The sequence below is a fragment of the Thalassospira sp. ER-Se-21-Dark genome, from assembly GCF_017922435.1.
Taxonomy (GTDB): domain Bacteria; phylum Pseudomonadota; class Alphaproteobacteria; order Rhodospirillales; family Thalassospiraceae; genus Thalassospira.
The window spans coordinates 455,970-474,762 of sequence record NZ_VDEZ01000001.1; the positions used below are offsets into that span (position 1 = coordinate 455,970).

General features: G+C 54.7%; 16 protein-coding genes. 5 read left to right on the plus strand and 11 right to left on the minus strand.

Going from position 1 to position 18,793, the window contains the following annotated elements:
• Positions 1-232: 232 nt before the first annotated feature.
• Positions 233-1,621 (plus strand): adenylate/guanylate cyclase domain-containing protein, encoded by a 1,389-nt coding sequence (locus tag FHI25_RS01925; protein WP_210514522.1) that lies wholly within the window; start codon positions 233-235, stop codon positions 1,619-1,621.
• 887 nt (positions 1,622-2,508) lie between these two features.
• Positions 2,509-2,979, plus strand: coding sequence for a Dps family protein (locus tag FHI25_RS01930; RefSeq protein WP_210514525.1), 471 nt, complete (start codon positions 2,509-2,511; stop codon positions 2,977-2,979).
• Positions 2,980-3,127: 148 nt separating this feature from the next.
• On the opposite strand, the gene FHI25_RS01935 is transcribed toward FHI25_RS01930, so the two are convergent.
• Together FHI25_RS01935 and FHI25_RS01940 are read right to left on the minus strand one after the other, a co-directional pair.
• The gene (locus FHI25_RS01935; protein WP_210514528.1) at positions 3,128-4,162 is read right to left on the minus strand and encodes a TRAP transporter substrate-binding protein; all 1,035 of its coding nucleotides are present in this window, start codon (positions 4,160-4,162) and stop codon (positions 3,128-3,130) included.
• Positions 4,163-4,314: 152 nt separating this feature from the next.
• Positions 4,315-5,331 (minus strand): aromatic ring-hydroxylating dioxygenase subunit alpha, encoded by a 1,017-nt coding sequence (locus tag FHI25_RS01940; RefSeq protein ID WP_210514531.1) that lies wholly within the window; start codon positions 5,329-5,331, stop codon positions 4,315-4,317.
• A gap of 175 nt (positions 5,332-5,506) precedes the next feature.
• Between FHI25_RS01940 and FHI25_RS01945 the strand changes: the two genes are divergently transcribed.
• Positions 5,507-6,229 (plus strand): GntR family transcriptional regulator, encoded by a 723-nt coding sequence (locus tag FHI25_RS01945; protein WP_040822962.1) that lies wholly within the window; start codon positions 5,507-5,509, stop codon positions 6,227-6,229.
• Between the two features lie 133 nt (positions 6,230-6,362).
• Positions 6,363-7,328 carry a PDR/VanB family oxidoreductase gene (locus FHI25_RS01950; protein ID WP_210514533.1) on the plus strand — a complete coding sequence of 322 codons (966 nt, stop codon included), beginning with the start codon at positions 6,363-6,365 and terminating at the stop codon, positions 7,326-7,328.
• A gap of 50 nt (positions 7,329-7,378) precedes the next feature.
• On the opposite strand, the gene FHI25_RS01955 is transcribed toward FHI25_RS01950, so the two are convergent.
• The 7 genes from FHI25_RS01955 to FHI25_RS01985 all read right to left on the minus strand — a co-directional run bounded on the left by FHI25_RS01955 (position 7,379) and on the right by FHI25_RS01985 (position 14,292).
• On the minus strand, positions 7,379-8,653 hold the full coding sequence (locus FHI25_RS01955; protein WP_210514536.1) for an amidase family protein: 1,275 nt from the start codon (positions 8,651-8,653) through the stop codon (positions 7,379-7,381).
• 46 nt (positions 8,654-8,699) lie between these two features.
• Positions 8,700-9,383 carry a DUF2848 domain-containing protein gene (locus FHI25_RS01960; protein ID WP_210514539.1) on the minus strand — a complete coding sequence of 228 codons (684 nt, stop codon included), beginning with the start codon at positions 9,381-9,383 and terminating at the stop codon, positions 8,700-8,702.
• Between the two features lie 128 nt (positions 9,384-9,511).
• Positions 9,512-10,792 carry a TRAP transporter large permease gene (locus FHI25_RS01965; RefSeq protein WP_120224370.1) on the minus strand — a complete coding sequence of 427 codons (1,281 nt, stop codon included), beginning with the start codon at positions 10,790-10,792 and terminating at the stop codon, positions 9,512-9,514.
• The gene (locus tag FHI25_RS01970) at positions 10,789-11,337 is read right to left on the minus strand and encodes a TRAP transporter small permease (RefSeq protein WP_210514542.1); all 549 of its coding nucleotides are present in this window, start codon (positions 11,335-11,337) and stop codon (positions 10,789-10,791) included. Before FHI25_RS01970 ends, FHI25_RS01965 begins: the two co-directional genes overlap by 4 nt.
• Before the next feature lie 28 nt (positions 11,338-11,365).
• Positions 11,366-12,418 carry a TRAP transporter substrate-binding protein gene (locus FHI25_RS01975; RefSeq protein WP_210514544.1) on the minus strand — a complete coding sequence of 351 codons (1,053 nt, stop codon included), beginning with the start codon at positions 12,416-12,418 and terminating at the stop codon, positions 11,366-11,368.
• A 54-nt stretch (positions 12,419-12,472) separates the two neighbouring features.
• Positions 12,473-13,309: a putative hydro-lyase gene (locus tag FHI25_RS01980; protein ID WP_210514547.1), complete on the minus strand. Its 837-nt coding sequence runs from the start codon at positions 13,307-13,309 to the stop codon at positions 12,473-12,475.
• Positions 13,310-13,386: 77 nt separating this feature from the next.
• Positions 13,387-14,292, minus strand: a complete 906-nt coding sequence (locus FHI25_RS01985) for a LysR family transcriptional regulator (protein ID WP_210514550.1) — start codon at positions 14,290-14,292, stop codon at positions 13,387-13,389.
• 225 nt (positions 14,293-14,517) lie between these two features.
• On the opposite strand from FHI25_RS01985, the gene msrP reads away from it, so the two are divergent.
• Complete coding sequence (gene msrP, locus FHI25_RS01990) at positions 14,518-15,486, plus strand: protein-methionine-sulfoxide reductase catalytic subunit MsrP (protein WP_210514553.1); 969 nt, start codon at positions 14,518-14,520, stop codon at positions 15,484-15,486.
• Positions 15,487-15,561: 75 nt separating this feature from the next.
• On the opposite strand, the gene FHI25_RS01995 is transcribed toward msrP, so the two are convergent.
• Both FHI25_RS01995 and uvrB read right to left on the minus strand, forming a co-directional pair.
• Entirely contained in the window at positions 15,562-16,332 is a 771-nt protein-coding gene (locus FHI25_RS01995; protein ID WP_210514556.1) for a transporter substrate-binding domain-containing protein, read from the minus strand.
• 112 nt (positions 16,333-16,444) lie between these two features.
• Positions 16,445-18,580, minus strand: coding sequence for an excinuclease ABC subunit UvrB (gene uvrB / locus FHI25_RS02000; RefSeq protein WP_210514560.1), 2,136 nt, complete (start codon positions 18,578-18,580; stop codon positions 16,445-16,447).
• Between the last annotated feature and the right edge of the window lie 213 nt (positions 18,581-18,793).

The window sequence follows — 18,793 nt, forward strand, 5'->3', positions numbered from 1 at the left end:
CTACGTCTCCCAGACGTGAAGCCTCCCTGATAAACTTGCCGGGCACATTTGTTGCCCGGCTTTTTTTTTTGCTTTATCGGCTTCCTCGCCTTCTCCCCATTACGCCTGCTCGCACGCAGCTGTGATCAGCCGTCACCCGATCTCGACTTGGCAAGCGCCGCCCTTGGTTTCACTATGGTCATTCAATGTGTCCAATAAGGACACCCATCTGCATGATCGGGACATCGGCTCCATGAAAAGCACGCTGAGCGCCTTCCTGTTTGGCAAGAATGCCAACAGTCATCTCCCAGAGCGCGTTCAGAGCGCGATCGAAAAACAACAATATGAAAGCGAAAAGCTGATCGGCTGGGTACAGCTGTTGCTGGTGACGATTTTTGCAAGTCTCTATGCCATCTCCCCCAAGACCGCAATGTCCGATGGCATCCACCCCGTACCCTGGGCGCTTGGGCTTTATTATCTGTTTACCCTCAAACGCCTTGCCCTGACCTATCGCAACAAACTCTCGACCTGGTTTCTGACTGTTTCAGTCATCGCCGATATCGGGCTTCTGATGGTCCTGATCTGGAGCTTCCATATCCAGTACATGCAACCGGCCAGCTTTTATCTCAAAGCACCGACCGTGCTCTATGTCTTCATCTTCATTGCCCTGCGTAGCCTGCGCTTTGATCCGCGCTATATCCTGATAGCTGGCGGGACAGCGGCGACAGGCTGGATCATCCTGACTGGCTATGTCATCTGGTCGGAGGGCGGCAAAAGCATGATCACGCGTGATTATGTGACCTACCTGACCTCAAACTCGATCCTGATCGGGGCTGAAATTGACAAGATAATTGCCATTTTGCTGGTTACGGCTGTTCTAACGGTCGCCGTGATGCGAGCCAAAAGATCGTTTATTCGGGCTGTCACGGATGAAATTGCCGCCCGCGATCTGTCGCGCTTTGTGTCACCCGAAATTGCCAATCGCATCACCCATGCCGAACAACAGATCCGACCGGGCGACGGCGAGGCCGTCAACGCGACGGTAATGTTTACCGACATCGAAGGTTTTTCATCAATCGCCGAAAAACTCGCGCCAAAAGAACTGGCCACCATGCTCAATGAATATTTCACTGAGACCAATGCCTTGATTTCGCATTTTGGCGGTGTGATCACCCAGTTTGAAGGTGATGCAATGCTGATCACCTTTAATGCCGTGACCCCTGATACCGATCACGCGCTCAACGCCGTGCGCACCGCCCTTGCCATTCAGGAACTCGCCAACCGGCGCATTTATTCTCATGGCGGGCAGTTGAAAACCCGCTGCGGGATCAATTCAGGTGAAATTGTTCTGGGTGCTGTCGGCTCCGAAAGCCGCCTGACCTTTACGGTGCATGGTGATAACGTCAATATCGCCTCGCGGCTTGAGGCACTGAACAAGGAGTTCAGCACCTATATCCTTGCAACAGAGGATACAGTGCGTGCCTGTGGCAACCACGACGATATTCCGGCATGGACGCCGCGCGGCGATGTCACGGTGCGTGGCCGGGAAAACCCGACAAAGATCTTCTCGCTCTCACCAATCAAAATCACCGGTCACACCCCGGCACAAGACACAGACCACCAAACGGTATCGCGCGCCTGAAAATCGTGACCAACGGCGCGTCCCGGACAAATTAAAAGCCCGGGGAGCTGTAAGCTCGCCCGGGCTTTGGGGACAGATGGTCTTGGGGAGACCTGTCAGATGCGCTGCCTTGCCCGTGGGGTGCATGACGCCTTGGGGGATAAGGGCGTCTGTTCCGGGCCTCGATGCGCCGTGAGGGAGGGGCACGGCATCGAAGTTTTCGCATCCGACAGTTAGGAATATGCCTTCGAAATGCGGCTCAAAATACGGTGTCTGATGACCATTTGGAGGCAAATTAGGGCAATTGCGGCGGCGCTTATGTGGGGTGATCTTGCTGCCCCGCCATCCGGACAAAAAAGTGGGGCGGGATAAAACCCGCCCCAATCTATTCGGGGTCATTCATGGTCTTGGGGAGACCAAGTCAGCCGGGGTATTTCAGGTGGGGGAACAACCTGAAACCATCTGGGCCAGTATCGTGAGGGGGGACAGAGACTGCTGACCACGTCCTCGACTGACAGTTGTGAATATGCCCGGAAATCAAGGCGGGAAAACAGGTCACATTGGGCCATTTCAGGGCGAATTGTGTTCCAATAAAGGCATCTGAAACTCAACCTGTTGATTTCATTGGATTCAACTGTCGCCCACAGGGCCCAAAAGCGCCATATCGACTTTTTTCTAGATCAAGGAAACAGGCAGATAGCCGGGTTTTCATCGGGTTTGGATGATGTCAAGCGCCTGAAAACCACGTTGAGGCCCCCTAAAAAATAACCCCACTTCCAGTAATAGAATTGCCCTATCGCAAACAGTTAGACAATCAATTGGTGTAATTAACAGCTGTCATTCATACTGCCTTCAATACGAAAAAGCACAAAGCCCGCTTGGATTGAAAGCGGCGAAAGGAGATAAACATGCAGATCGATATCGGCATCAATGAATCCAACCGCACCGCTATCGCCGACGGACTTGGCCGCGTTCTGGCCGACAGCTATGCGCTATATTTGAAAACGCACAATTTCCACTGGAACGTGACGGGTCCGATGTTCCAGACCCTGCACACCATGTTTGAAGAACAGTACACCGAACTGGCAACCGCAATTGACGAAGTCGCCGAACGCATCCGTTCGCTGGGCGCCTATGCCCCGGCCAGCTTCTCAGCCTACAGCGAACTGACCGCGATCAAGGAAGAAAAAAGTGTGCCTGCCGCCAAGGACATGATTGCGCAACTGGTCGAAGGCCATGAAACCGTGATCAAGACCGCGCGTTCGCTCTATCCGATTTGCGATAGCTCGGATGATGATGCCACCGCAGACCTTCTGACCGCCCGCATTCAGGTCCATGAAAAAACCGCCTGGATGCTGCGTTCCCTGCTTGAAGGCTAAGCACCAACTTTTCGCGTCCCCAACGCAAAACGGCCCGGAACATTCCGGGCCGTTTTTATATATGTGCGTCACAAGAACACCACACCCCTGCGACGCACGATGCCTGTGACCAGGAAAGGAGCAACCCGGTCAGCGGGCTGAAAGCTTCTTACTGGCTGTTTTTGGCAATCGCCGCACGTGCAGCCGCGACAATGGCGGCACCATCGACGCCCTTGTCATTCATTTCCGCGATCCAGCGATCAATCACTTCATCGGCCTTTGCGGCAAACTTTGCGGTTTCATCGGCTGAAAGCGTCACCAACTCACCCGATTTGGCGAAAATCTCTTCACCGCGGGGTTCAATCGCATCCCATGCCTCGCCAATTTCGCGCGCAATGTTCTGGCCGGAGTTATCATCGATGACCTTTTTCAGATCATCTGGCAGGGCTTCATAGCGATCCTTGTTCATCGCGAACATGAAGACCAGCGTGCCGAACCGGACACCCTGATCACCCTCGATGGCATACTGGGTCATATCCGGGATCTTGAACGGAATGGCGACCTCGTGCGGGATCAACGCACCATCCACGACACCAAGCGACAAGGCCTGCGGCAAATCTGGCACCGGCATGCTGACCGGCTGTGCCCCCCAGCTTTCCAGCATCCAGGCACCGGTACGCGACGGTGCGCGCAGTTTCATGCCTTCGACATCGGCAAGGCTTTCGATCTTTTTCTCGGTGGTGAAAATTGCCTGCCCGGTATGGACATGGATCAGCAACGGCTTGATATCATCAAAGTCCTGCGACAGGTGCTCTTCATAGATATCCTGAATGGCCATGTTGGTGATGGCCGCACTGCCGGTATGAACAAACGGCAGCTCGAACACTTCACTGCGCGGATAGACACCCGGCGTATAACCAAGCGCACTCCACCCCAGATCAACCGCACCATCGCGAATATGGCTGTAAAGCTCGGTCGGTTTGCCACCAAGCGCCATCGCCGGGTAAATCTCGATCTTGATGCGACCGTCCGATTGTTCCTCGATCCGCTTGGCCCATGGCTCAAGGAATTTGGCCTGTGCCGTAGCCTTTGGCCCCAGCACATGTTCCAAAACGAAGGTAAATTCCGGTTCAGCCTGCGCAGAAAGCGCGCTTGCCAAACAGCCAGCAGCAACTGCTGCCGATACAAACAGGCGTTTAAACATTTTCAACCTCAGACGTTTTCCCTGAAAATGCGCTCAGCACTCCCGCCCGCTTGGCACGGTTTTGGCGCGGTGTTTCACAGCACTGAGCGTCTCTCTCTTTTGGTAGCGTTCTTTGACCGGTTCGGATCCGGCTTTGTCTTTTTATGCGTTGGTTATTCCGCCGCAGCAGCAAGTGCCCGATCAATCAGACGCCGTGCACGCACACCGCCCACATCAATATTGAAATTCAAAAGCTTGCGTTCCGGATGACGCAGCATGTTGGCCTGTTGGCCTTCGACAACTTCAAGATCCTCATAGAACACCTTGGCCTGCGCATCTTTGATGTTTTGGGTCAGCCCGTTATCATCGATGTCAAAGTTGCGCACCATGCCCCAGTAATAGCGGCACGTGGTTTCTGTTTCCGGCGTCATGCAGTTCACGACAATGCCGGTTACACCCTTGGACCGATCACCTTGTTGCGCACCGGTCCCGGCAAGCGCAACGCCGACATCAATCATCACATTGGATGGCAAGGTAAAGGTGCAGATCTGCCAGCGATCGCAGACTTCCTTGGATTTCAGGTTATTGGCCCAGAACGGCGGCGGCACGATATTTTCCATCCAGCGCTCGACCGTGACGCTTTCGTCATCGGACCGTGTCTGCGGCAGGCTCTCGGTGATTTCAAGCTGACCGATGCTGGATGGATGCACATAGGTCTCGTGGCTCAGATCCATCAGGTTATCGACCAAAAGCTCATACCCGCATTTCACATCATACGTCCCGCCGTCAAAGACCCAGCCTTCTTCGGATGCATGCGGAATTTCCGGCACCAGTGCCTCGTCAGCCTTTTCCTTGTCGCCGATCCAGACCCAGACAAAGCGGTCTTTCTCGACCACCGGATAGGCGCGAACACAGGCTTCCGGGTGGATGCTTTGCTGGTTGGGCATATGCACGCATGCGCCGTCACCATCAAATTCCAATCCGTGATAGCCACACACCAGACGGTCGCCTTCGACATAGCCCTGGCTTAGCGGCAGAAGACGATGCGGGCAGCTGTCTTCAAGCGCGACCAATGACCGGTCGGCACGGCGATACAAAACGACATTTTCATTGCAGATCGTGCGCGCGACGGGGGTGCGACCAATTTCGCCATCCCAGCCTGCGACGTACCAGAAGTTACGCAGGAACATGTTTCTCTCCCTTGGCGCAAGGCCAATCAAGGTTGCTTGCAGGTGGAATTTTTACCACCAAGATTTCTTGTTATGCCTCTAAGCGTAATCAAATTGGATCCAATTTGGCAAGATGCTTTTTAAACAATTCGATCTGAACTATGATCGCCCGGCACTCACAAAAACGGAAACCGGCATGAGTAAACACGGCCAGCGCGTCCTGATCACCTTGCGGAAAATGATCGCCAACGGGGAACTTCCACCGGGCGAACGGGTTGCAGAAATCCCGATTGCTGAACGGCTTGGCGTATCGCGCACACCGGTCCGGATTGCCTTTCGGACACTCGAACAGGAAGGCCTGCTGCGCAAAGGGGATCGTCGCGGCTACACCGTGCGCGCCATCACCCCGACCGAAATTGCCGACGCCATCGAAGTGCGCGGTGTACTCGAAGGACTTGCCGCCCGCCTTGCCAGCGAACGCGGTATTTCCCTTCCGGCCCGCAGCCACCTGATTGAATGCCTTTCCACGGGTGATGCCTTGTTTTCCAAGGGTTTCCTGACCGATGAGGACATGGAAATCTATCACGATTTCAACATGCGCTTTCACAACACCATCATCGAAGCCAGCCGCAACATCGCCATCGAAGATGCGCTGTCACGCAATGATCACCTGCCATTTGCATCCGTATCGTCCATCGCCTTCAACCGCGATGACATGACCGGGGAATTCCGCCGATTCAATTTCAGCCACATGCAGCATCACATCATTTTCGATGCCATCGACAACGGCCAGGGGGCGCGCGCCGAAGCCCTGATGCGTGAACATGCCAATGCGGCATTGCGCTATACGCAAATCCTTGGTCCGACACAGGATATGCCCGACAACTTCACCGTCATCGAACGCGAAGATACCGCATAATCCATACCGACCCGCATTTTCCGATCCCATCAGGTTTGACAAAATTGGATCCAATTGATCTAATCTGGATCCAGTCAAGCCCACAGACAAACACACCCGGAGAAAATCCGGGGGCCTGGGAAGGAAAATCGCCATGCCTGAAGTTACCGTTCAACAGGTCCATGACCTGACCGACCGCATACGCGGTTTTGATCTTGTCGCCGCCAACGGCACAAGCCTGCCGCCCGCCGAACCAGGTGCGCATATCAAACTCACCGTCACCGACACAGCCGGCCAGTCTGTTAAACGGTCCTATTCGATCATCAATCCGGGGGAGCCTGATCTCTATCGGATCGCCGTACTGCGCGAAGAAGGCGGCGAAGGCGGGTCCATGTATATGCATCAAAAGGTCAAAACCGGTGATGTCCTTGAAATCGACCTGCCGCAAAACGACTTCCCGCTTGTTGAGAGTGCGGCCAAAACCATCCTGATTGCCGGCGGCATTGGCATCACCCCGATCCTTGCGATGGCGACCGCCCTACAACAGGCCGGCAAGGATTTCGTCCTGCACTATGCCTGCCGCAACCACGCCGACATGGCCCTGATGACCGAGGTGCTTGATGCCGCTAACGGGCGTTGCGCGCTTTATTTCGACGGTGGCGACGCAAAACGGAGCATGCCGCTTGCCAGCATCCTTGGCACGGCGGAGGCAGGCAAACACATCTATGTCTGCGGCCCGGGCGGGCTGATTGATGCCGTGCTTGATACCGCACGCCGCAATCGCTGGGCGTCAGAGAATGTTCATTATGAACGCTTCACCACACCTGCCGCACAGCTTGATGACACCAGTTTCGAAGTTCATCTGGCGCAAAGCGGCCAGACATTCGAAGTGCCGGTTGGCAAATCAGTTCTGGATGTCCTGATCGATGAAGGCATCGATCCGCTTTACGACTGCAAAAAGGGCAATTGCGGGATCTGTACATCGGTTGTGATTTCGCATGACGGTGATTTGTCGCATCGCGACGCCTATCTCAGCGACAGCCAAAAAGCCCAGAACGATCAGATGTGCATTTGCGTCTCCCGCATGCAAAGTAGCGGTCGCCTGACGCTCGATCTCTAAACAAAAGCGGCCCGGAACTTCCGGGCCGTTTTCTTGTTCAGTCACCTTTTTCAGCCAAACAGCGGATCAATCAACCGGGCTGCTGCCAGGATCGCCTGATCATGCCCATGTGGCGCCCCGATCATAAGGGCTGCTGGTGCAACCTCGCCTTTGATCTGAACCGGCATCGACATCGCGCAGGCATCGACCAGGTTCAGGTAACCGGTATTGCGCAGCATCAGCGCATTCAGGTTATCAAAGTCGGCTTCGACCTCGGCAATCTTGGGCGCCATGCGCGGCAAGGTCGGCGCGATCATCACATCCACTTCCGCCATCGCCGCCCCGAACATCGACACGATATCGGTCCGCTTGGCATAGGCGTCGATCACCTCATCACTTGAAAGCGTATCGGCAAACTTCATCCGCGACAAAACGCGCGGATCACCCACGGTTTCAAGCTTTGCGAAATCCTTGGCATAGATCCGGTGCGCTTCGAACGACACCAGCATCTTATTGAGGATCGCGTTCCTGGCGATGAAAGCAAAATCAATCTCGATCAGCTCATGCCCCGCCTTTTTCAGCTTTGCACAGATCATCGCAAAGTCTGCCTTCACCCGGTCATCGAGCCCATCGACAAACGCGTTCATCGGCACGCCAATGCGAAGCGATTTTGCCGCGTCTTCTGGCGGTGTCACGGTGATGTCGGTTAGGACTTCGAACGCACGAATGGCGGTTTCAAGATCGCCCGCCAACGGCCCCGGCGTATCAAAACTTTTAGCCAACGGATGAACACCCGCCCCCGGCACCGAAAGGCGGCTTGGCTTGATGCCATAAAGCCCGTTGATCGCGGATGGAATACGGATCGAGCCACCCGTATCCGTGCCAAGCGCCAGATCAACAATCCCGTGTGCCACGGTCAAACCACCGCCCGATGTCGAGCCACCCGGAATGCCCTCTGCGTCAAAGATATTGCCCGGCGTGCCGTAATGCGGATTAAGCCCGACACCGGAATAGGCAAACTCGCTGAGCGTCGTTCGGCCAAACGGAATGGCCCCGGCAGCCTTGATGCGACGCACGCATTCGCTGTCGGCCTCGGCTGGTGCGCGCCCCTTCAAAAGTTCGGATGCCGCCGTGGTGGCAATGCCCGCCTCGTCATACAGATCCTTGACCGATACCAGCATCCCTGCAAGCGGAGCACCGGGATTTTGCGCGCAATATTGCTCCGCCTCGGCAGCAGCCTTTAAAATCCGCTCAGAATCAAACTCGGTAAAGATCTTGTCCTTAAGCTCGCCAAGTTGATTGACCTTGTCGATTGCTTGTCTGGCCTTGTCAACCATCACGCCCATGGCGGTGCCTCATCCTGTTATGATGTTGTTCTGACAATGAAATTGCTTATGCGATTTCTGGCAGTTCCCTAATTTCATAGGCGTGCGTGATCGTGCGATCAAGTACTGGATCATGCAACGCCATTTTGAAACGGCGTGCCGGGCGAACCCCGCCCTTTGCGCCAAGTGTACCGCACAGCATGACAGATGCCGTGCCGTTGGCAGCATTCCCCATCAATTGCGATCCTTCGATCAGATCACTTAACGGGCGGATCGAAGCAATCGTTCCTTCCTGATAAAGCACCCAGTCATCGCCATCCTGTTCCTGAACCCAGGACCGCATTTCAATCTGCTCGATATGGTCTTTGACCTCGTCAAAGCGCCAGATTTCAGAGGCAACGGGCTTTTCGCAAATCTGCTTGGACAGCGCGACCGAGTGGGCTTCAAGCTCGCGATCCGTATGATCGGACGCAAGGCCAAGGTAAAGTTCGCCGTCACAAGCAATCAGGAACGGCTCGACTTCGCCCGATGTTCCCTTTCCGACAACCTCGATACAGGCCTGCTGGGTTACCATCCCTGAGGCGGTCCGATAATAAAGCGGCACGCTTGACGGCGGTTTAACACCGATCGCGGCAAGCTCGTCGATATGGTGCTGGATCGCCGCAGCATCCCTGCCCGTCCATCCTGCAACAGTGCAATGGTCGATATCAAAGGTGATTTCGGTCCCTGCCAGGGTAAAGTTCATCTGCATTTCTGGTTCCGATCTTTTTGGAATGATGTGTTGGACACTGGGTCTCAGACATAGAGGGGGCGCTTGGACCAGATGACACTGGTCCATTCGTCAATTGTGCTAAGGGAGGCTTCCTGGCCTATTGCGCCTCAGAGATAGTCAGGCAGGAAAAGTGCGATTTCCGGCAAGAAGATCAGACCGACGATCATCGCCAACATCACAAGAACATAGGGAACAGCCCCCAGCATGACCTCGGACAGTTGACCTGATTTTCGGGCACCCTGCACGACATAGAGGTTCAATCCGACAGGCGGGGTGATCAAAGCCATTTCGATCAAGACGATCAAAAGGATTCCAAACCAGACCTTGTCAAAGCCCATCGCTGTCATGATCGGCACAATGATCGGAATGGTCGCAACCATCAGCGACAAGGTTTCAATAAAGAAGCCCAGCACGATGTAGAGCAAAATAACAACAAGCAACGTCCCCATTGGACTAAGATTAAGTCCGACCAGAAGTTCCTTGAGCTCCCGACCCATGCCTGCTGCGGTCAGGGTGAAGTTCAGGAAGTAGGCCCCGATGATCACCAGCATGATCATCGCCGTGATCCGAACTGTCCCCAGCAGGCACATCTTGATCATCTCGTTCGATACACCTTTGTTAAAGGCGGCGATGATCATGGCGATGGCAACACCGACGGCTGCTGATTCTGTTGGTGTCGCCCATCCGGCATAGATTGACCCGATCACAACAAAGAACAGCAGGAAGATCGGCACAAGATGCCTTAAGCCACCAAACCGCTCCGCCCAGCTAAACGAACGGCTTTGTCCGCCAAGACTTGGCTTCACCTTGCAAATCGCCGCGGTCACAAGCATGAAGGCAACAGCCATCACCAGCCCCGGCACCAGTCCCGCAAGGAACAAACGCGGGATCGATGTTTCGGTCAGGAACCCATAGACAATCAAGTTGATCGATGGCGGGATCATGATCCCAAGCGTGCCGCCTGCGGCAATGGCGCCGGAAAACAGTTTCGGGTCATAGCCCAACTTGTCGGCCTGCGGCATTGCCACAGTCGCAACCGTCGCAGCCGTGGCAACAGACGACCCCGAAGTCGCCGAAAACATTGTCGCCGTGCCGATATTGGCATGGACCAACCCACCGGGCAGCCATGAGAACCACTTATCGAGTGCTTCATAGGTCTTGGCGGCAATACCACCGCGCACAAGCACCTCACCGAGCAAAACAAAGAACGGTATGGCAATCAGGGTCGAGGAATTTGAAGAAGACCAGACCACCTGTCCCAAACCGCGCAACAGCGGAAAGGGCGTGAAAAACTGATCGACACCGATACCGAGAAGGAAAAGCACAATACCGACCGGAATGGACAAGGCCAGAAGCCCCAACAGCGAAACCGTAACTGCTGTAATCATGATTCAAGCTCCAGCTCGGACCGGGCACCAACCAAAGAGTCGGCCGTGTCAAAGTTACGGCGCATCAGCAACACCAGAGTAAGGATCACCAACGCACAGGAACACAGCGCAAACCACAGCCAACCGGAAAACCAGACCAACTGAGGTATCCAAAGCGGCGTTTCAAGCGGCGTGTTCGCGGTCGATCCGCGTTCAATGGTTTTTGAAAGAACCGGCCAACACTGGACGGCGACAATCGTTGCCACCGCAGCAAGGGTGACAATTGCCAACAAATCAAGGAATGCCTTTCCGCGTTCCTGCAAACGGAGCCGGATAAGGTCAATTCTGACATGCGCCAACTCGGTCAGCGCATAGGAAAGCCCCCAACTGGCAACACCGGCCATGACGTAGCCAGAAATTTCTTCGGCACCGCCCAGAGAAATTCCGGCTTCACGTAGCAGAATTTCCGCGATGATCAGGATCACGCTGCCCGTCAGAACAAATCCGACGGACAACGCGATGATGCGATTGGCGCGGCGGATGGCCGCAATCAAGTTTTCGGTCACTGTTCGGGCCTCCGCCAAGCACTGTTAATCAGTTAAGCGGTACGGTAACACCGACAGTCTTGCCGACGCTATCGTTCCAGCGTGCAACCCAGTCATTACCAGCACGCTCGGCCCACTCGGGCAGAACGGTGGAGGTCAGGATTTCCTTGGCTTTTGCCAGGTCACTTTCCGAAACCTCAACAAGTGTCATGCTGGCCGGATCACCTGCCGGGCATGCGCCATTGCCGGTCAGGCAGGCAACATCATTGCTCAATGCATCAGCCGCAGATGCCCATGCAGGGGCCTCGAACTTGGTTTTGACTTCATCCATGATGAAGCTCTGCATGTCGGATGACAGGCTGTTCCATTTGTCCATGTTCATGGCCGTAACAACAGGGTCCCAACCACCAAGCGGAATGGTCATCAGGTGATCAGAAACTTCCCACCAGCCGGCGCTATAGCCCGAACCAGCACCCGTCACAGCACAGTCAATCACGCCGCGCTCAAGCGCACCCGGAACTTCGGAGAAGGCGACATTCACCCCAACCGCGCCAAGCGCTTCGAGGAATTTTGTTGTCATACGACCCGATCCACGGACTTTCTTGTCCTTCAGATCGGCAAGGGAATTGACTTCGCCAGCACAGAAAACAACTTGCGGCGGGTACGGTGCAACAGCAAGAACCTTGGAGTTAAAGCGCTCTGCAAAGATGTCATCGACCATCGGACGGGCCGCTTCGACCATGGCTTTGGCTTCGGCGGCAGTGTTGGCGACAAGCGGTACGTCAAGGCCCTCAAGTTCCGGGGCATCACCAACGGCATAGTCACCAACTGTCATCGCAACGTCGAAAACGCCATCATTTACCAGACGAAACACGTCGCCGACACCGATCCCCATCTGGTCGTGTGTCGTCATCTGAACCGTGATCTCGCCATTGGAATCTGCGGGCAGGGTTTCGGTCCAGAACGGGCTTTCATACTGCTTGTAAAGCGGCAGGCTGCTCCAGCTACCGACAACGGAAAGCTCCTCGGCAAATGCCGGGGTGGCGGCGAATCCCGCACCAAGTGCGGAAACTGCCAAAAGGGAAGAAACCATCTTTTTCATGATTTTAAAGTCCTCTCTGATACGTCGATTATGGTTGTTTAGCGTAAGGGTGGTCTAAAGGGAAAATTCCGCGGCCTCGGCAAGTACATCTGTCACCAGCATCAGCCCGGGTTCGTGGGTTATGGCAAATTCCGGCATCACATTGCGGATCGCCATTTGCGGCGTGACCCCGCACGCCCAGAAAACCGGAATGTCCCCTTCTTCAATGACGGGTTCATTGCCGAAGTCCGGTTTCATGATATCCGCGATACCGATCTGAGCCGGATCACCGATATGCACCGGTGCACCGTGGGCCAGTCTGTATCTGTCGGAATATAGGATTGCCCGGATGGCGTCGCTGGCCGCAAAGGACCGCATCGAGACGACCAGCGGACCGTGAAAACGCCCGGCCGCCGCCGTTTGGATGTTGGTCACATACATCGGCACATTGCGACGTGCATCCATGTGGCGCAGGCGAACGCCACCACGGGTGATGGCAGCCTCGAACGAGAACGAGCATCCCAGAACAAAGGTGACAAGATCATCACGCCAGATGTCCGTCAGGTCGCTCACGCTCGTATAGTCGGCACTGCCGCGAAAAACGCGGTAACCAGGCAGGTCGGTCCGGATATCAAGGTCTTTGCCCAAGGCCGGGATAAACGGAGATCCCGGCTCGGACATGCCGATAAGCGGACAGGATTTTGAATTCTTGGCACAAAACTGCAGAAATTCGTCGGCATAGCTGGTCGGCAAAATCGCCAGGTTCCCCTGAAGATAGCCTGACGCATAACCTGTTGTCGGTCCCGTATGTTCGCCACGTCGAATAGCGGTGCGCAACGCCAAAGGCGTCATTGCAGATGCTGACTCATATGCGGTGTCATCGGAAAGGGTGGCGCTTTTTGACGCGTTCATTTTTCAGTCCCATTCACTGCCTCTTTTCAAAGATTGTGAAACAGAACTGATCTTGTCAAGTAATCAAATAAATTAATTTATGATCGTTTTTTTAGATCAGTTTGATCAAAGAGTTTTGCTGCCTCGTGAATTGCTGCGCCGATTTCGCTGTTTCGTTCAGGGAAATATGCGATCACAAAATGAAGTGCCGTCAGTGATGCTTCCTGACACACCGGGATCGGCTTAATATGTTCATCCAAAACGGAATTCTGGACCATCAACCGCGGCAAAACACCTATCCCGAACCCGCCCGCAACAAGGTATTTTACAGTCGAAAGTGAGGCCGAACCGTTTAGCGCAGGCTGTGAAATATCCGGGGCAGAAAAGATACTTTCGATTTCACGAAATGGCGGTGTTCCCTTCGGAAAAGTCACGATGGCATGACTTGCCAGTTCATTAAGCGACAGCGAATTTTCGTCAATTTCCATGTCCTCGGCACAGTACCAGCCAAGCTCAACTGGTTTTAGTGGTGCCGCAACTGCCCCATTTGGAACGGATTCGCGCAGCATGATCGCGACATCCACTTCGTCATCGTCAAGCGCCCTGCCAAGCTGACCAGAGGTATCAACCGACAGCTCAAAACGAACTTTGGGAAAGTCATCTTTGAGCTTGTTGAGCATGTCTGTCAGCAGCGTATGCACAATGGTTTCCGCAACACCAATCCGGATTGTGCCACTCAGCTCCCCCGGATGGGTCAGTTCCTGCCAGATGCGATCACGGGCACGCGACAAACGCTGTGCTTCCTCGATAAACCGTAACCCTGCTGCTGTCAGGCGCACCTGCCTGTTGGACCGGTCAAAAAGCTTCATGCCAAGCTTCTTCTCGAGACCTGAAACACGGGCCGAAATCGCTGATTGCGACAGATTGTATTTTTGCGCCGCAGCCCTGAAACCACCCGCCTTGATGATATCTTGCAGAATCTCGATATCCTTGAACTCAAACACGTCACCCTCCCCTTTTGTGGCAATTTGCGATCACATTACCCTTCATCTGATCAGTCTGCACGATCAATTGATTGCAATATTGATCAAACTAAACCCAACGAACGTAGATCAGTTGTAAGCCCGCTTCTTGCAAGCCACCATTTCACCCGCTGATCACCGAGCCGTGACTTGCCCAAAGCCGGTTTTCAAAGGACATTTAGAAAACCCGCGCAATTGGAGGACGACATGCTGATACGCCGCAAAAAGGGGTGGGAAATCCCCGAACGAGACGCAACGCCGGAATCGATCTATAAAAACCGCCGCCAATTCCTTAAGGGGATCGCCACCGGATCGATCGGCGCGACAGCATCAAGCCTCCCGCTGGGCTCTGCATTGGCTCAGGGGTCGGGATCGACTGCCGATCTTTATCCGGTGGATCGCAACCCGGCCTACACGGTCGAACGCGAAATGACCGAAAAGTCCAAGGCGCTGACCTATAACAACTTCTATGAATTCGGATCGCACAAATCGATCTCGCAGGCTGCCCAGGCCATGCGCATCCGCCCCTGGACCGTGGTGATCGACGGATTGGTTGAAAAACCGATCGAAATTGATTTCGAAGAACTTGTGCGCAAGATGCCGCTCGAAGAGCGCGTCTATCGGTTCCGCTGTGTCGAAGCCTGGGCCATGACCGTGCCCTGGTCCGGTTTCCCGATGAAGGCACTGGTTGATTTCGCTAAGCCCCTGTCAGGTGCGAAATATGTCGAAATGGAAACCGCCAGCCAAAAGGACACCATGCCGGGCCTGCGTCAGTTCTGGTATCCGTGGCCCTATATCGAAGGCCTCACGATGGCCGAGGCCACCAATGAACTGACCATGATCGCCACCGGCATTTATGGCGAAGAACTGCCCAAGCAAAACGGCGCACCGCTGCGTCTGGTCACACCTTGGAAATACGGTTTTAAAAACATCAAATCGATTGTGCGTTTCACTTTCACCGACACGCGCCCCAAAAGCTTCTGGGAAGACATCAACGCCGATGAATATGGCTTCTGGGCCAACGTCAATCCGGAAGTCCCGCATCCGCGCTGGTCGCAGGCCTATGAACGACTGCTCAATAACGGCGAAAGCGTCCCCACCCGGATCTATAACGGCTATGGCGATTATGTCGCCGATATCTACAAGGGCATGGAAAACGAGCGGCTGTTTATGTAACCCGCTCGCCAGTTCCGCCCAAACGCAAAAGCCGGTGTTTTACGACACCGGCTTTTTTCTTTGTGATCGGACGCGTTACGAATCGGTATTGGCGTACCGGCCATAGATTTCTTCAAAGGTGCCGTCCTGGCGCATATCAATCAGGTGTTTTTCAAGTACGGTAAAGCTGCCATCGGTGAAAAAGTCCGATTGGCGCGATAGCGCAATGAAAGATGGCTTTCCCTGCAACAACAAATCAGATCGTTTGATCTGAAACGGTCCGAACTTGCGGATATGGGCAATCGCAAGAAGTTCCGGTGCGATCAGTGCATCAATCCGCCCAAGATCAAGCATCCGAAATAGCGTCTCGTAGTCCGCCGCTTCGACAAACCGGATATTGGGCGCCTCACTAAACTGCCAGCCATAACTGGCCCCGCGCAGGACCCCGGTCAGTTTGTGTTCAAGATCCTCGATCTCGATCACATTGGCATCCAGTGCGCCGGTATAAATCACCTTCGGCTCGCTCGGCAGGGCTGCGCCAAAATAATACATGTATCGCAGACGATCATCGGTGCGATTGGGACCAAGCATCAAATCCGCCTGCCCGCTCTCCATCAGGTGCAGGGCACGTTTGAACGGCACCACCTGAAAAACAAGATCAATCCCCGCACGCCGGGCGGCTTCGCGCACGACATCAACATAGATGCCGCTATAGACCGGCTCATCGGTTGTTTCGGTCACAATCCGATAAGGCGGGGCATCATTGATCGCGACGATCAATGTACGTGCGGCAACCTCGTTGCCAAACCAGCCTGCCCCAAGCAGGAACGCCGTGAAGACCAAACTCCAGGCTTTCAAACGCCACATCAAGCCTTCTCCATAGCGATCACACAGCAATCTGTGTTGCTGTTGTTATATGTGATCACGACAAATATTCTCAACGGCGAATGCAACCTGTATTTGTAATTTTCTAAGTATTCTAAGCCCCTTTTCGACGGCGCCCTTTGTATTTCGGTTTATTGGCCGATTTTGACCCGGGGCCAACAGTGCCAATGGTGCGCGCCATCGGCCCGGCCTCAGCCAGACCCAGTTCCTGATCCTCAAGGCGTTTGATCTCGTCACGCAGACGGGCTGCTTCCTCGAACTCAAGGTTCCCGGCGGCATCGCGCATCCGTTTTTCAAGGTCTTCGATATGGGCACGCAGGTTATGGCCAACCATGATGTCGCCCGACACCCCGGTATCAACCGTGACATAATCCTGTTCGGCAACACTTTCGAGGACGTCATTGATCCTTGAGCGCACGGTTTCCGGCGTGATGCCATGTTCCGCGTTATAGGCCATCTGCTTTTCACGCCGGCGGTTGGTTTCGCCAATCGCGTATTCAAGGCTGTCGGTCATCTTGTCTGCATAAAGCAACACGCGACCTTCAACGTTACGCGCCGCCCGGCCAATCGTCTGAACCAGCGATGTCTTGGAACGCAGGAAACCTTCCTTATCCGCATCCAAAATCGCGACCAGCGCACATTCGGGGATATCAAGGCCTTCGCGCAGAAGGTTAATCCCGACCAAAACGTCAAACACGCCAAGCCGCAAATCACGGATGATCTCGATGCGCTCCAGCGTATCAATGTCCGAATGCAGATAACGTACACGTACGCCATGCTCATGCAGGTATTCGGTCAAATCCTCTGCCATGCGCTTGGTAAGCGTTGTGACCAGAACACGCTGTCCCTTGGCTGCACATGTCTTGGCCTCGCCCAGCAAATCATCAACCTGGGTTTCCACCGGGCGCACGATACAGACCGGGTCAATCAGGCCTGTCGGGCGAATGACCTGTTCGGCAAACACACCCCCCGTGCGTTCCATTTCCCAGTTGCCGGGCGTTGCGGAAACAAACACGCTTTGCGGGCGCATTGCTTCCCATTCCTCGAATTTCAGCGGCCGGTTATCAACGCAACTCGGCAGGCGGAAGCCATGCTCGGCCAGGGTAAATTTGCGATTATAGTCCCCGCGATACATGCCACCGATCTGCGGCACAGCCACGTGGCTTTCATCGACAAACAGCAATGCGTTTTCCGGCAAATATTCGAACAGGGTCGGCGGCGGCTCCCCCGGATTACGGCCCGACAACCAGCGGGAATAGTTTTCAATCCCCTTGCAGTGGCCAACCGTTTCCATCATTTCCAGATCAAAGGTCGTGCGCTGCTCAATCCGCTCGGCAGCTAGCAACTTGCCCTCGGCCTGGAACTGCGCCAGACGGTCTTTAAGCTCCTGCTTGATGCCGGCCATTGCCTGCACCAGCGTCGGTCGCGGGGTGACGTGGTGGGAATTTGCATAAACCGTGACCGAGTCCATGCTGGCAAACTTGTGCCCGGTCAGCGGATCAAATTCCGCCAGTTCCTCGACCTCGTCGCCAAACATCGACACGCGCCATGCCCGGTCCTCGGCGTGGGCCGGGAAGATTTCCAGAACATCGCCGCGCACCCGGAACGTCCCGCGCGAAAAGGCCGCGTCATTGCGGGTATATTGCAACTCGACCAGACGCTTCATGATATCGTTGCGATCAACCTCGTCCCCGACCGAGATGCGCTGGGTCATCTCAAGATAGGTTTCCACCGCCCCGATACCGTAAATGCACGATACCGATGCCACGATGATACAGTCGTTGCGCTCGAGGATCGCACGCGTTGCCGCATGGCGCATCCGGTCGATCTGTTCGTTGATCGAGCTGTCTTTTTCGATATAGGTGTCCGATCTCGGGATATAGGCTTCGGGCTGGTAATAGTCGTAATAGGATACGAAATACTCGACCGCATTATCCGGGAAGAAATACTTCATCTCGGCATAAAGCTGGGCGGCCAGCGTTTTGTTGGGCGCCAGAACAAGCGCGGGTCGCTGCGTCTTGGCGATGATGTTTGCCATCGTAAACGTCTTGCCCGACCCGGTCACGCCAAGCAGAACCTGATCGCGCTCGCCCTCATCAATACCGGCCATCAGCTCGGCAATCGCTTGCGGCTGATCACCGGCGGGCTCGTATTCGGTCACCAGTTTGAATTCCCGTGATCCTTCAACAGGCGGGCGACGTTTGGTCAAAAATTCCGGTAGCGCATTCATCGGGCAGATCCCTTTTCATTCCAACCCTAGTTATAGGTCAGATACGCCGGACCGCAAGCCCCCGCCCTGACAGTTCCTGTCAGGAAGTGTCAGGAGACGTCAGGATGTAAATCCGGGAACAACGGGTGTTTTGGCACGTTTGCAAAACAGTTCTTTCCGCTCGGACTTCTGAAAGGCTGCAAAATTGGATAAAATCATCCCAAAGAACCCGTA

Excerpts from the sequence above, each read along its gene's own strand:
- FHI25_RS01930 (WP_210514525.1), top strand. The coding sequence starts at position 2,509 with ATGCAGATCGATATCGGCATCAATGAATCCAACCGCACCGCTATCGCC.
- FHI25_RS01975 (WP_210514544.1), bottom strand. The coding sequence starts at position 12,418 with ATGAAAAAGATGGTTTCTTCCCTTTTGGCAGTTTCCGCACTTGGTGCG.
- FHI25_RS01995 (WP_210514556.1), bottom strand. The coding sequence starts at position 16,332 with ATGTGGCGTTTGAAAGCCTGGAGTTTGGTCTTCACGGCGTTCCTGCTT.
- FHI25_RS01955 (WP_210514536.1), bottom strand. The coding sequence starts at position 8,653 with ATGGGCGTGATGGTTGACAAGGCCAGACAAGCAATCGACAAGGTCAAT.
- FHI25_RS01980 (WP_210514547.1), bottom strand. The coding sequence starts at position 13,309 with ATGAACGCGTCAAAAAGCGCCACCCTTTCCGATGACACCGCATATGAG.
- FHI25_RS01935 (WP_210514528.1), bottom strand. The coding sequence starts at position 4,162 with ATGTTTAAACGCCTGTTTGTATCGGCAGCAGTTGCTGCTGGCTGTTTG.
- FHI25_RS01965 (WP_120224370.1), bottom strand. The coding sequence starts at position 10,792 with ATGATTACAGCAGTTACGGTTTCGCTGTTGGGGCTTCTGGCCTTGTCC.
- FHI25_RS01960 (WP_210514539.1), bottom strand. The coding sequence starts at position 9,383 with ATGCAGATGAACTTTACCCTGGCAGGGACCGAAATCACCTTTGATATC.
- msrP (WP_210514553.1), top strand. The coding sequence starts at position 14,518 with ATGCTGATACGCCGCAAAAAGGGGTGGGAAATCCCCGAACGAGACGCA.
- FHI25_RS01945 (WP_040822962.1), top strand. The coding sequence starts at position 5,507 with ATGAGTAAACACGGCCAGCGCGTCCTGATCACCTTGCGGAAAATGATC.
- FHI25_RS01925 (WP_210514522.1), top strand. The coding sequence starts at position 233 with ATGAAAAGCACGCTGAGCGCCTTCCTGTTTGGCAAGAATGCCAACAGT.
- FHI25_RS01940 (WP_210514531.1), bottom strand. The coding sequence starts at position 5,331 with ATGTTCCTGCGTAACTTCTGGTACGTCGCAGGCTGGGATGGCGAAATT.
- uvrB (WP_210514560.1), bottom strand. The coding sequence starts at position 18,580 with ATGAATGCGCTACCGGAATTTTTGACCAAACGTCGCCCGCCTGTTGAA.
- FHI25_RS01950 (WP_210514533.1), top strand. The coding sequence starts at position 6,363 with ATGCCTGAAGTTACCGTTCAACAGGTCCATGACCTGACCGACCGCATA.